This is a genomic window from Ewingella sp. AOP8-B2-18 (genome assembly GCF_052376015.1).
GTDB lineage: Bacteria > Pseudomonadota > Gammaproteobacteria > Enterobacterales > Enterobacteriaceae > Ewingella > Ewingella allii.
Genome location: NZ_JBQSVB010000006.1, coordinates 155,314 through 169,385, shown reverse-complemented (window position 1 = coordinate 169,385; position 14,072 = coordinate 155,314). Strand labels below are relative to the sequence as shown.

General features: G+C 52.1%; 9 protein-coding genes. 1 reads left to right on the top strand and 8 read right to left on the bottom strand.

The genetic code is table 11. The features are described 5' to 3' along the window. The 6 genes from yacL to pdhR all read right to left on the bottom strand — a co-directional run bounded on the left by yacL (position 1) and on the right by pdhR (position 10,602). Positions 1-366 (bottom strand): protein YacL, encoded by a 366-nt coding sequence (gene yacL / locus ACT3RR_RS13930; RefSeq protein WP_034787239.1) that lies wholly within the window; start codon positions 364-366, stop codon positions 1-3. A gap of 76 nt (positions 367-442) precedes the next feature. After that, positions 443-3,040: a bifunctional aconitate hydratase 2/2-methylisocitrate dehydratase gene (acnB, locus tag ACT3RR_RS13925; protein ID WP_324254502.1), complete on the bottom strand. Its 2,598-nt coding sequence runs from the start codon at positions 3,038-3,040 to the stop codon at positions 443-445. A gap of 407 nt (positions 3,041-3,447) precedes the next feature. Then, positions 3,448-4,872 (bottom strand): dihydrolipoyl dehydrogenase, encoded by a 1,425-nt coding sequence (gene lpdA / locus ACT3RR_RS13920; RefSeq protein WP_353503897.1) that lies wholly within the window; start codon positions 4,870-4,872, stop codon positions 3,448-3,450. A 215-nt stretch (positions 4,873-5,087) separates the two neighbouring features. Next, a complete protein-coding gene (gene aceF / locus ACT3RR_RS13915) occupies positions 5,088-6,983 on the bottom strand; it encodes a pyruvate dehydrogenase complex dihydrolipoyllysine-residue acetyltransferase (RefSeq protein WP_353501012.1) in 1,896 nt (631 codons plus the stop codon). Between the two features lie 13 nt (positions 6,984-6,996). Then, positions 6,997-9,660, bottom strand: a complete 2,664-nt coding sequence (gene aceE / locus ACT3RR_RS13910) for a pyruvate dehydrogenase (acetyl-transferring), homodimeric type (protein ID WP_353501011.1) — start codon at positions 9,658-9,660, stop codon at positions 6,997-6,999. A 171-nt stretch (positions 9,661-9,831) separates the two neighbouring features. Beyond that, the gene (gene pdhR, locus ACT3RR_RS13905) at positions 9,832-10,602 is read right to left on the bottom strand and encodes a pyruvate dehydrogenase complex transcriptional repressor PdhR (protein WP_034787223.1); all 771 of its coding nucleotides are present in this window, start codon (positions 10,600-10,602) and stop codon (positions 9,832-9,834) included. 437 nt (positions 10,603-11,039) lie between these two features. On the opposite strand from pdhR, the gene aroP reads away from it, so the two are divergent. After that, complete coding sequence (aroP, locus tag ACT3RR_RS13900) at positions 11,040-12,416, top strand: aromatic amino acid transporter AroP (RefSeq protein WP_396131638.1); 1,377 nt, start codon at positions 11,040-11,042, stop codon at positions 12,414-12,416. 98 nt (positions 12,417-12,514) lie between these two features. Here the strand turns inward: aroP and ampE are convergent, their stop codons facing one another. After that, positions 12,515-13,369 (bottom strand): beta-lactamase regulator AmpE, encoded by an 855-nt coding sequence (gene ampE / locus ACT3RR_RS13895; RefSeq protein WP_496200530.1) that lies wholly within the window; start codon positions 13,367-13,369, stop codon positions 12,515-12,517. A gap of 67 nt (positions 13,370-13,436) precedes the next feature. Then, on the bottom strand, positions 13,437-14,006 hold the full coding sequence (gene ampD, locus ACT3RR_RS13890) for a 1,6-anhydro-N-acetylmuramyl-L-alanine amidase AmpD (RefSeq protein ID WP_353501008.1): 570 nt from the start codon (positions 14,004-14,006) through the stop codon (positions 13,437-13,439). Positions 14,007-14,072 lie beyond the last annotated feature (66 nt).

The following is a 14,072-nucleotide window of genomic DNA, read 5'->3' as shown; positions in this document are numbered from 1 at the left end:
TTACCGATAGGTGGTGACGAAAGAACGGTACTTCTCGAGGACTTGCAGAAAGTCCTCTACGCCGCAAAACGCCAAACTCTCTTCATCGTAGTAGCTCATGCCCTCTTCCATTTCGTCGCCTTCAAAACCGAGCTGGTTGGCGCGGATCATCACTTCATCATCGGCCAGCAGTAGCGTGTATTCGTGGCCTTCAATCTGGCACTGGCGCTCGCTGCCTTTCAACTCGGCGAGGGCCGCTTCGACTTTATCCAACACGCTCAAGTCGCCTTTGACCTCTTCATTCAGCCAGTGCCCCAGAACCTCATGACCCATTGAAAAACGAACTTTGACCTCACCGGTGATATCACGCAAAAAATCGTAGTCCATGGTTGAGTCCTCTGAAAATTCATAACAAAAAGGGGAGCCGAGGCTCCCCTTTCAACAATGGTCAGAATATAACGATTTAGACTGCGGTTTGGAAGATAACGCCGTCAGCTTTGTCAGTATATTCGCTCAGCTTGTCGAAGTTCAGATAACGGTAGGTGTCTACCGCTGTCTTGTCCACTTCGGCCATATAGCCCAGATACTCTTCCGGCGTTGGCAAGCGACCCAGCAGGGAAGCCACCGCGGCCAGCTCTGCCGAGGCCAGATAGACGTTTGCGCCATTGCCTAGACGGTTCGGGAAGTTACGGGTAGAGGTTGAAACCACGGTCGAGCCGTCGGCCACGCGTGCCTGGTTACCCATGCACAGTGAACAGCCAGGGATTTCAACACGCGCACCGCTCTTACCGAAGACGCTGTAATAGCCCTCTTCTGTCAACTGAGCCGCATCCATTTTGGTCGGTGGAGCAACCCACAGACGAGTCGGCAACGCGCCTTTATGGCTGTCGAGAAGTTTACCTGCTGCGCGGAAGTGACCGATGTTGGTCATGCAAGAACCGATGAACACTTCATCAATTTTGCTGTTCTGCACAGAAGAAAGCAGACGAGCGTCGTCCGGGTCGTTTGGCGCACAAAGGATTGGCTCTTTGATCTCAGCCAGATCGATTTCAATCACTGCCGCGTATTCCGCGTCAGCATCGGCTTCGAGCAGGTTTGGATTCGCCAGCCACTCTTCCATGCCTTTGATGCGGCGCTCGATGGTACGACGATCGCCGTAACCTTCAGAGATCATCCACTTCAACAGCACGATGTTGGAGCTGAGGTACTCTTTGATTGGCGCCTGATCCAGTTTGATCGTACAACCCGCCGCCGAACGCTCTGCGGACGCATCCGCCAGTTCAAAGGCTTGTTCGACTTTCAGCTCTGGCAGACCTTCGATTTCCAGAATACGGCCGGAGAACAGGTTCTTCTTACCTTTCTTCTCAACGGTCAGGTGACCTTCTTGAATTGCGTAGTAAGGGATCGCATGGACAAGATCACGCAGGGTGATACCCGGTTGCATCTTACCTTTGAAACGCACCAGAACGGATTCTGGCATATCAAGAGGCATCACGCCGGTTGCTGCCGCAAAGGCCACCAGCCCGGAACCCGCCGGGAAGGAGATGCCGATTGGGAAGCGAGTGTGTGAGTCGCCGCCGGTGCCGACGGTGTCTGGCAACAGCATGCGGTTCAGCCATGAGTGGATGATACCGTCACCCGGGCGCAGTGAAACACCGCCGCGGTTCATGATGAAGTCAGGCAGAGTGTGGTGAGTCGTGACGTCAACCGGCTTAGGATAAGCGGCGGTATGACAGAAAGACTGCATCACTAAATCAGCCGAGAAGCCCAAGCAGGCCAGGTCTTTCAGCTCATCACGGGTCATTGGACCTGTGGTGTCCTGAGAGCCTACGGAGGTCATCTTAGGTTCGCAGTATTCACCTGGGCGAATCCCGGCAACGCCACAGGCGCGACCAACCATTTTCTGTGCCAGTGAGAAGCCTTTGTCGCTCTTAGCAACTGGCTTAGCGATACGGAACACGTCGCTAGTTGGCAGTTTCAGAGACTCACGGGCTTTGGTGGTTAAGCCACGGCCGATGATCAATGGAATACGGCCACCGGCGCGAACTTCGTCCAGCAAGACGTCAGTTTTCAGCTCAAACTTAGCAATCACTTCGCCAGTGTCGTGGTTACGCACTTCGCCGAGGTACGGGAAGATGTCGATAACATCGCCCATGTTCAGGTCAGAAACGTCCACTTCGATTGGCAGCGCGCCCGCATCTTCCATAGTGTTGAAGAAGATAGGTGCGATTTTGCCGCCCAGCACCACACCGCCGCCGCGCTTGTTCGGCACGAATGGGATGTCGTCGCCCATGAACCACAACACGGAGTTGGTTGCAGATTTACGGGAAGAGCCGGTACCGACTACGTCACCCACGTAAGCCAGCGGGAAGCCTTTTTTGTTCAGTTCTTCGATCTGTTTAATTGGACCTACGCTGCCCGGCGCGTCAGGCACGATGCCTTCGCGTTCGTTTTTCAGCATAGCCAGCGCGTGCAGAGGGATATCTGGACGGGACCAGGCATCCGGAGCAGGCGACAAATCGTCGGTATTGGTTTCGCCCGTGACTTTGAAAACGGTAACGGTGATTTTCTCGGCCAGCTTTGGACGAGACAGGTACCACTCCGCATCAGCCCAGGACTGAAGAATCTTTTTCGCGTGCTCATTGCCTGCCTGCGCTTTCTCTTCCACATCGTAGAAGTTGTCGAACATCAGCAGAGTATGGGACAGCGCTTTAGCCGCGATAGGTGCCAGTTTGGCATCTTCCAGTGCGTCGATCAGCGGGTGAATGTTGTAGCCGCCCTGCATGGTGCCCAGCAGTTCAATGGCTTTTTCAGGGGTAACCAACGGGGAGGTTGTTTCGCCTTTGGCGACGGCAGCCAGGAATCCGGCTTTAACATAGGCGGCTTCATCAACGCCTGGCGGTACACGATTAATCAGCAGGTCTAACAGAGTGTCTTCTTCGCCTTTCGGCGGATTTTTCAGTGACTCAACCAACGCTGCCATCTGTGAAGCATCAAGTGGCTTAGGGACGATGCCCTCTGCAGCACGCTCGGCTACGTGCTTACGGTATTCTTCTAGCACGACTTTCTCCTCGCTCTCATTGTCATTTATTATGCCTGGCTTCCATCATCAGAACGGCGTCATGCCTGTAGGGGCAGGGTTTTTCAATCTTTCTGATGAATCGGGACACTGCGGGTATGTTGATTTCTTTGTCGTCATAACAAGTCCTTGAACCTAAGCACAGTGGCCCTTTGCGCCGAGGCAGCATAGCAGGATTTATCTCGCTTGTTAATTCGTTCACATAAAAGCAACATTAAATCTTTGCTGAATCGTTGAGCGCAGACGGATCGACTGCGCGCCCTCTCGCCGCGCATTAGAACAGCATAATAGGCTTAGATTAACAAGGGATTAAAGGCGGGTTTTGGCAAATAGCGGACATAAAAAAACGGCGCCTTTCAGCGCCGTTTGTTCAAACTCTAAAGCTTAAATTATTTCTTTTTCGCTTTAGGGTTCGGCAGGTCAGTGATGCTGCCTTCGTAGATTTCTGCTGCCAGACCCACGGACTCGTGCAGAGTCGGGTGAGCATGGATGGTCAGCGCGATATCTTCTGCATCACAACCCATTTCAATCGCCAGACCGATTTCGCCCAACAGCTCGCCGCCGTTAGTACCGACAATAGCACCACCAATTACGCGGTGAGATTCTTTGTCGAAGATCAGTTTGGTCATGCCGTCTGCGCAGTCGGAAGCGATAGCACGGCCAGAAGCAGCCCACGGGAAGGTGGCGGTTTCGTAGCTGATGCCTTTCTCTTTCGCTTCTTTCTCAGTCAGACCGACCCAAGCAACTTCTGGCTCAGTGTAAGCGATGGATGGAATCACTTTCGGATCGAAGTAGTGTTTCTTGCCAGAGATAACTTCGGCAGCCACGTGGCCTTCGTGCACGCCTTTGTGTGCCAGCATTGGCTGACCGACGATGTCGCCGATAGCAAAGATGTGTGGCACGTTGGTGCGCATTTGTTTGTCGACGTGGATGAAACCGCGGTCGTCAACTTCAATGCCTGCTGCGCCAGCTTCCAGCGATTTGCCATTTGGCACGCGGCCGATTGCCACCAGCACTGCGTCATAACGCTGTGGTTCTGCAGGGGCTTTCTTGCCTTCCATTGTTACGTAGATGCCGTCTTCTTTGGCTTCAACAGCGGTAACTTTGGTTTCCAGCATCAGGTTGAATTGCTTGCTGATTTTCTTGGTAAAGACTTTAACAACGTCTTTGTCAGCCGCAGGGATAACCTGATCGAACATTTCCACTACGTCGATTTTTGAACCCAGCGCGTGGTAAACGGTACCCATTTCCAGACCGATGATACCACCGCCCATGACCAGCAGACGCTCTGGGACGGTTTTCAGCTCAAGCGCATCCGTTGAGTCCCAAACGCGTGGGTCATCATGTGGAATAAATGGCAGTTTGATTGGACGGGAACCCGCCGCAATGATCGCATTATCGAAGTTGATGGTGGTCGCACCGTTTTCGCCTTCAACAACCAGAGTATTCGCGCCAGTAAATTTGCCCAAGCCGTTCACGACTTTGACTTTACGGCCTTTCGCCATACCAGCCAGACCACCGGTCAGTTGGTTGATGACTTTTTCTTTCCAGACACGCACTTTGTCGATGTCGGTTTTCGGCTCGCCGAAAATAATGCCGTGCTCTTCCAAAGCTTTAGCTTCGGAGATGACTTTCGCCACGTGCAACAGGGCTTTGGAAGGGATACAGCCAACGTTCAGACACACGCCACCGAGGGTGGAATAACGTTCAACCAGAACTGTCTCAAGACCTAAATCAGCGCAACGGAAAGCAGCAGAATAGCCCGCAGGGCCCGCCCCAAGTACCACGACCTGAGTTTTAATTTCAGTACTCATCATGACCTCTTAATTGTTTGTCCGGCGGGTCAGACGTCTTTATTTATGTCGTAACGCCCATCGTCCACCGGGTCGTTCTATCGCCCGCAGTTTACAAAATTGTTAACAAATTTGAAACAACAAACGGCATACGATTTGTGCTTTGCTACTGATAATCCCCAACAGCATGCCGAGATTAGCAGAAAAAAGCCGGCCGCTTGGCCGGCTTTTTTGGCTTACATCACCAAGCGGCGAATGTCAGACAACACGTTGTTAATGATGGTAATGAAGCGCGCACCATCCGCACCGTCGATAACACGGTGGTCGAAGGAGAGCGACATTGGCATCATCAGGCGCGGTGTGAACTCTTTACCGTTCCAGACTGGCTCCATTGCGGACTTGGAGACACCGAGGATCGCCACTTCTGGCGCATTGACGATTGGCGCGAAGTGGGTCGTCCCGATACCACCAAGGCTAGAGATAGTGAAGCAACCGCCCTGCATTTCGCCAGCAGTCAGCTTACCGTCACGCGCTTTCTTGGAGATAGCCATCAGTTCGCGGGACAGCTCAGCGATACCTTTCTTGTTCACGTCTTTAAAGACTGGAACAACCAGGCCGTTAGGCGTATCAACCGCAACACCGATATTGATGTATTTTTTCAGCGTCAGCTTCTGACCATCTTCGGACAGAGAGCTGTTGAAGCGAGGCATTTGCTCAAGAGCAGCTGCAACGGCTTTCATGATGAAGACGACTGGGGTGAATTTCACATCCAGTTTGCGTTTCGCCGCTTCGTCATTCTGCTGCTTACGGAAAGCTTCCAGTTCGGTGATATCGGTTTTGTCGAAGTGCGTAACGTGCGGGATCATCACCCAGTTACGGCTCAGGTTAGCACCAGAGATTTTCTGGATACGACCCAATTCAACTTCTTCGATTTCACCAAACTTGCTGAAGTCGACTTTCGGCCATGGCAGCATGCCTGGCAGACCGCCGCCAGTTGCCGCAGCAGGCGCAGCTTCAGCGCGTTTAACAGCGTCTTTCACGTAGGTCTGCACGTCTTCGCGCAGGATACGGCCTTTACGACCCGTGCCCTTCACTTTCGCCAGGTTCACACCGAATTCGCGCGCCAGGCGACGAATAACCGGAGTCGCGTGAACGTAGGCATCGTTCTCAGCGAACTCGCCTTTGCTTTCTGCTTTAGCAGCAGGTGCAGCGGCTTTCTGTTCTTGCTTAGCAGGTGCAGCCGCTTCTTCTTTCTTAGCAGCAGGAGCTGGAGCAGCGCCTTCTACTTCGAAGACCATGATCAGGGAGCCGGTGCTAACTTTGTCGCCCGCAGCGATTTTGATCTCTTTCACGGTACCCGCGAACGGAGCCGGAACTTCCATTGAAGCTTTGTCGCCTTCAACGGTGATCAGAGACTGCTCAGCGGTGACTTTGTCGCCCACTTTAACCATGATTTCAGTGACTTCTACTTCGTCGCCGCCGATATCCGGTACGTTGACTTCTTTGCTGCCCGACGCCGCTGGGGCTGCCGGTGCGGCTTCAGATTTAGCTTCTTCTTTAGCCGGAGCCGCTGAACCAGAACCTGCAACCTCGAACACCATGATCAGAGAGCCGGTGCTGACTTTGTCGCCCGCAGCGATTTTGATCTCTTTTACGGTACCCGCGAACGGAGCCGGAACTTCCATTGAGGCTTTGTCGCCTTCAACAGTGATCAGGGACTGTTCTGCTTCAACTTTGTCGCCAACTTTAACCATGATCTCGGTAACTTCAACTTCGTCACCACCGATGTCCGGTACGCTGACTTCTTTGCTTTCGCTTGAAGCCGCAGCAGCAGGTTTCTCTTCTGCTTTCGGTGCTGCTTTCTCTTCGGCTTTAGCAGGTGCTGCATCAGCAGCACCTTCAGCGGAATCGAAGATCATGATCAGTTTGCCGGTTTCAACCGAGTCGCCCACTGCCACTTTAATCTCTTTCACAACACCCGCTTGTGGTGAAGGAACTTCCATTGAAGCCTTGTCGCCTTCAACGGTGATCAGCGACTGTTCAGCTTCAACTTTATCGCCGACCTTCACCATAATTTCGGTGACTTCAACTGCATCTGCACCGATATCAGGTACGTTAATTTCAATAGCCATCTGTCTTTACCTCTTATGCCAGACGCGGGTTAACTTTGTCAGCATCGATGCCGAACTTGGTAATGGCCTCAGCCACAACCTTCACATCGATCTCGCCACGTTTGGCCAGTTCGCCCAGCGCAGCAACCACAACGTAGGAAGCATCAATTTCGAAGTGGTGACGCAGGTTTTCGCGGCTGTCAGAACGACCGAAGCCGTCGGTGCCCAGTACGCGGAAATCGCTGGCAGGAACGAAGTTACGGATCTGCTCGGCGAACAGCTTCATGTAGTCAGTAGAAGCTACTACCGGTGCATCGTTCATCACCTGAGCAACATAAGGAACACGTGGTGCCTCAGTTGGGTGCAGCATGTTCCAGCGCTCACAGTCTTGACCATCACGAGCCAGCTCGGTGAAGGAAGTTACGCTATAAACGTCAGAACCTACGCCGTAGTCTTTCGCCAGGATCTGCGCTGCTTCACGTACGTGACGCAGGATAGAACCGGAGCTCATCAGCTGCACTTTGCCTTTGCTACCTTCCACGGTTTCTAACTTGTAGATACCTTTACGGATGCCTTCTTCCGCGCCTTCTGGCATGGCTGGCATGTGGTAGTTTTCGTTCAGAGTAGTGATGTAGTAGTAGATGTTCTCTTGCGCTTCGCCGTACATACGGGTCAGGCCGTCATGCATGATGACTGCCACTTCGTACGCATAAGCCGGGTCGTAAGAAATACAGTTAGGGATAGTCAGAGACTGAATGTGGCTGTGACCATCTTCGTGCTGCAAGCCTTCGCCGTTAAGCGTTGTACGACCAGAAGTACCACCGACCAGGAAGCCACGAGCCTGTTGGTCACCCGCTGCCCAACACAGGTCGCCGATACGTTGGAAACCGAACATGGAGTAGTAGATGTAGAACGGGATCATTGGCAGATCGTTGGTGCTGTAAGAAGTCGCTGCGGCCAGCCATGAAGATGCGGCGCCCAGTTCGTTGATACCTTCCTGCAGGATCTGACCTTTCTCGTCTTCTTTATAGTAAGCAACCTGCTCACGGTCTTGCGGGGTGTATTGCTGACCGTTCGGGCTGTAAATACCAATCTGACGGAACAGACCTTCCATACCGAAAGTACGCGCTTCATCGGCGATGATCGGTACCAGACGGTCTTTGATAGAGTCGTTTTTCAGCATCACGTTCAGAGCACGCACGAAAGCGATAGTGGTAGAGATCTCTTTCTTCTGCTCTTCCAGCAGCTGAGAGAAGTCTTCCAGTTTCGGCAATTCAAGCTTCTGAGTGAAGTTTGGCAGACGCGTTGGCAGGTAGCCTTTCAGCGCCTGACGACGTTCATGCAGGTACTTGTACTCTGCAGAGTCTTTTTCCAGCTGAATGTATGGCAGTTTTTCCAGGTTTTCATCGGTCACTGGCACGCTGAAACGGTCGCGGATATAACGCACACCGTCCATGTTCATTTTCTTAACCTGGTGAGCGATGTTTTTGCCTTCTGCTGATTCACCCATGCCGTAACCTTTGATGGTGTGAGCAAGGATCACAGTTGGCTGGCCTTTGGTGTTCTGCGCTTTGTTCAGTGCAGCAAAGACTTTCTTCGGATCATGACCACCACGGTTAAGTGCCCAGATCTCGTCGTCGGTCATATCTTTAACCAACTCAGCAGTTTCTGGATAACGACCGAAGAAGTGCTCACGAACATATTTACCGTCACGAGACTTAAAGGTCTGGTAGTCGCCGTCAACGGTTTCGTTCATCAGTTGGATCAGTTTACCGGAGGTGTCTTTACGCAGCAGCGCATCCCAACGGTTGCCCCAAATCACTTTGATCACGTTCCAGCCAGCGCCCGCGAAGATGCCTTCCAGTTCGTTGATGATTTTGCCATTACCGGTAACCGGGCCATCAAGGCGCTGCAAGTTACAGTTAATGATGAAGCACAGGTTGTCCAGCTTCTCACGGGTCGCGATAGTGATCGCACCTTTAGATTCTGGCTCATCCATCTCACCGTCGCCGAGGAACGCGTAAACGCGCTGCGCGGAGGTGTCTTTCAGACCACGGTGTTCAAGATATTTCAGGAACTTAGCCTGATAGATAGCACCGATTGGACCCAAACCCATAGAAACGGTCGGGAACTGCCAGAATTCAGGCATCAGTTTAGGGTGCGGGTAAGAAGAAAGACCTTTACCGTGAACTTCCTGACGGAAATTGTTCATCTGGTCTTCGGTCAGGCGGCCTTCAAGGAAAGCACGCGCGTACACGCCTGGAGAGATGTGGCCTTGGAAGTACACCAAGTCGCCGCCATCGTTCTCATTGCGAGCACGGAAGAAATGGTTGAAGCACACTTCGTAAATAGCTGCTGAAGACTGGAAGGACGACATGTGGCCGCCGAGATCCAAGTCTTTTTTAGAGGCACGCAGAACGGTCATGATCGCGTTCCAGCGGATAGCAGTACGAATGTTGCGTTCCAGCTCCAGGTTACCCGGATACTCAGGTTCGTCTTCAACAGCGATGGTGTTGACATAGTTACGGCTGGCAGCGCCAGCTGCGACGCTTACGCCGCCCTTACGTGCTTCATTCAGAACCTGATCAAGCAGGAACTGTGCACGCTCAACACCCTCTTCACGGATGACCGATTCGATCGCTTGTAGCCAGTCGCGAGTTTCGATCGGATCCACGTCATTATTTACACGTTCTGACATGGTGCTTTTCCTTATCTGTATCTAATACGTTGGTTTATCTGGAGCCTGTCTTCCTGCGCTCTGATGTTGCTGTTGCAGAAAGTGCGTGCCACTCAAAGCACACGAAGACAGGCCCGTCAGTTTAGTTGCCGCAGTTCTCAAAATAAGAACGTCAACGTTGGTCCTGGTGGACTAGTTTTCTTCCTTGCGTTGCTGTAGTCGACGTAAAGACCGGTCGCGACGACTGCGCTCCCGGCTGACATCCAGCATGACTTCCTCAATAAACGCCAGGTGACGGTGTGATGCTTCACGCGCTTTTTCCGGTTCGCGTGCCACAATCGCCTCGAAAATCCCAGCGCGATGCTTGCTCACCACCGCCAGCATTTCCCGGCGCGCATAGAGCAATTCAAAATTCTGTCGAACGTTTTTCTCCAGCATTGGCCCCATACAGCGAAGCAAATGCAGCAGCACCACATTATGCGCGGCTTCTGTGACAGCCACTTGATACTGCATAACGGCGTCCGCTTCGGCGTCAAGATCTCCGCTATCCTGCGCGACCTGAATCAACACGTGACAGTCGCGGATGCGTTGCAAATCATCGTCAGTGCCTCGGAGTGCGGCGTAATAAGCCCCAATGCCTTCTAGAGCATGACGAGTTTCAAGGAGATCAAATTGTGACTCAGGATGGTCGGCGAGTAATTCTGCCAGTGGGTCACTCACGCTTTGCCAGAGATTACTCTGCACGAAAGTGCCACCACCCTGACGGCGCAGGAGCAACCCTTTGGCCTCAAGACTTTGGATTGCTTCTCTTAGAGAAGGACGCGAAACATCAAACTGCTTTGCCAGTTCACGCTCAGGGAGAAGTTTTTCACCCGGGCGCAGCGTCCCTTCAAGTATTAGGAACTCAAGTTGCTGCTCGATCACATCTGACAACTTAGGTTGTCGAATTTTGCTGTAAGCCATGTGACGGTCTCTACGAATAGCAATCTGCGAGTAGCACATCTGTGAGTGCACGGAGTAAATTGGTAATACCAATTTAAAAAACGTGGCCGTAAAGTAACAAAGTATTCACCTTGTGTCCATATGGTTGCCCCGCAAATGAGCAAGGCTCGCACATTTTAACAAATATTTAGCATTCCTATTTTTTGCTCGGGTCGTGATCACATTTTTTAGATCTGGGACAAATTTCCACACTATTTGCTTATGAGTTATTCAAATGCTGCATAAAGCAGGTGCAAACTTTCGCGCATACCACTATTCTTGCCCCAACGGTAGTTCATGCTGATTTTTTGCTTCATGACAGCCGTAAATAAATAGATACAATAACTGTAATCATCGCCTTACAACTTGCTTAACTTGCAGATTTGTATGGGGTTTACCCAAACACAGAGGATCAGTAGATGGATGATCGACAACATGGCGATGAGCTGAAGCGCGGGTTAAAAAACCGCCACATTCAGTTGATTGCGCTGGGCGGGGCTGTCGGGACAGGCCTGTTTCTGGGCAGCGCCTCCGTTATCCAGTCCGCGGGCCCGGGAATTATCCTTGGCTACATTATTGCTGGATTTATAGCTTTTTTGATTATGCGTCAGCTGGGTGAGATGGTCGTGGAAGAGCCTGTAGCAGGCTCATTTAGCCATTTTGCCTATAAATATTGGGGTGGTTTTGCTGGCTTCGCGTCGGGCTGGAACTACTGGGTGCTTTACATCCTGGTTGCCATGGCAGAACTGACCGCCGTCGGTAAATACATTCAATTCTGGTGGCCGGAGATCCCAACATGGGCCTCTGCAGCAGCTTTCTTCGTGCTGATTAACGCCATCAACCTCACCAACGTCAAAGTGTTTGGTGAGATGGAATTCTGGTTTGCAATCATTAAGGTTGTGGCCGTTGTTGCCATGATCCTGTTCGGCGGCTGGTTGCTGTTCAGCGACACCGCTGGCCCGCAGGCAACCGTGCGAAACCTGTGGGAACAAGGCGGATTCCTGCCTCACGGCATGACCGGGCTAGTCATGATGATGGCGATCATTATGTTCTCGTTTGGCGGCCTTGAGCTGGTTGGTATTACTGCCGCAGAAGCCGATAATCCAGAGGTCAGCATTCCAAAAGCGACCAATCAGGTTATCTACCGCATCCTGATTTTCTATGTGGGTTCGCTGGCAGTGCTGCTTTCACTGATGCCTTGGACGCGCGTAGGGCCAGACACCAGCCCGTTCGTACTGATTTTCCATGAGCTTGGAGACGCGCTGGTGGCTAACGCCCTGAACGTGGTTATCCTGACGGCGGCGCTGTCGGTCTATAACAGCTGCGTATACTGCAACAGCCGTATGCTGTTCGGCCTTGCTCAACAGGGCAATGCGCCAAAAGCCTTGCTCAATGTGGATAAACGCGGCGTGCCGGTAAGCTCAATTCTGGTGTCAGCTGCGACTACCGCGCTTTGCGTATTGATTAACTACCTGATGCCGGGCGAAGCCTTTGGACTGCTGATGGCGTTGGTGGTTTCAGCATTGGTGATCAACTGGGCGATGATCAGCCTGGCACACATCAAGTTCCGCCAGGCTAAACGTAAAGAAGGCGTGGAGCCTAAGTTCAAAGCGCTGCTCTATCCAGTCGGTAACTACATCTGCCTGCTCTTTATGGCGGCAATTCTGGTGATTATGGCTATCACCCCGGGCATGGCCATCTCCGTATGGCTGATCCCTGTGTGGATCGCCATTCTGGCCGTGGGTTACCTGCTGAAAAGCAAAAATAGTAAAGCGTTGAACGCAGCGGCAAAGTAAGGTTTTTCACTTACAAGCGTTCTGGCTTATAAATGTTAAAAGTAAAAAGCCCGGTGAATAACCGGGCTTTTTTTTATGGGCGGGAGGTTTGCTCGAGCTTAAACCAGAGTGCCGTAAATGGTCAGAATAGCAACCACCACCAGAATAATCATGGTGACTTTTCGCGCCAGAGAGACAGCAGAGCGCGGCGTTTGCACCGGGTCGGTATGCGGGTCACGGGCCAGAGAGAACTGCGCCAGATTAGTCAAAACCTGATATTGCGATGTGTGGATATCCCCCAGCGAGGCAAACCATGCTGGCAGTGCTTTTTCGCCATGTCCTAGCAGCGCGTAAGCCACACCCGCCAGCCGAACAGGGATCCAATCCAGAATATGCAATAAGGCATCTACACCAGACTGCGAACGTTTCATCGGCGTGGTATGGCGCGCCAGCCAAGTTTGATAACCACGCAAGACGGCATACCCGCCCAGCGCAATTGGGCCGTAAGGACCGAAAACCACAAACCAAAACAGCGGTGCCAGATAGTAGCGGAAGTTAATCCACAGCAGCGCGTTTTGTAACTCTCTTAGCCGAACTTCTTCAGTACAATCAACCGGTAAACCATGGATCAGGGCTAGCTCCTCGGCCATAGCCGAACAAGCGTTAGCATCTCCCTGACGCGCTGCCTTGAGATAGGCACGGTAATGCTTGCGCTTAATACCCGCGCCGATGCAGAACAGGCAAATCACTACCCAAAGAATTAAAGAAGGTACGCCGAAGAAGAAGCCGTGAAAGGCTCGTAATACCACCCACAGCAGGGCCATCCAGACAATGGCAATCGCCAGAGTTTTCGTCAGGCTGGCATTATGCCCGCGACGGAAAATCACTTCGAAACGATGATCTAACTGCCAGTGCTCGCCCAATTTGAACAGGCGCTCCCAAGCCAGCACCAACAATAAGGTAAATAACGTCATCGGTAATTACTCTCTCTGTTGCACGTCAAGGGCGGAAAATAGCCCATCCATTACGCCGTAGTTTACGTCAGTCCCTGTCGCTCTCGTTAACCTGATGTTGCCCTAATGATGACAAATAGTGCTCCCACTGAAACTCAGGGCCGGGGTCCGTTTTGCGGCCGGGGGCGATGTCACTGTGACCAGTGATGCTATCAACACTAATAGGATAGTGCTTAATTAACAACTCACTAACTGAAATCAGGCTTTGATATTGCGCCTCGGTAAAGGGGTCGGAATCCGTCCCTTCCAGCTCAATACCAATTGAAAAGTCGTTACAGCGCTCCCTTCCCTGCCACACCGAAACGCCAGCATGCCATGCACGTTTGTCGAAAGGCACATACTGCACAATCTCCCCATCACGACGAATCAGACAGTGCGCCGCCACGCGTAAATGATGGATATCAGCAAAATAAGGGTGCTCGTTGGGGTCCAGCGTTCCGGTAAACAGTTGATCAATATAAGGACCGCCAAACTGACCGGGCGGCAGGCTGATGTTATGAATAACCAGCAACGAAGGAATTTCATCTTCAGGGCGAAGATCAAAGTGCGGGGAAATTACCTTTCGGGCTTCGGTAATCCAGCCATTTTCTAACTGCATCAAGGACCTCAACGGTGGGCTTTGGTGGTACTTATTACGGCAACAGGGTAGCATGTTTTTTTCTCT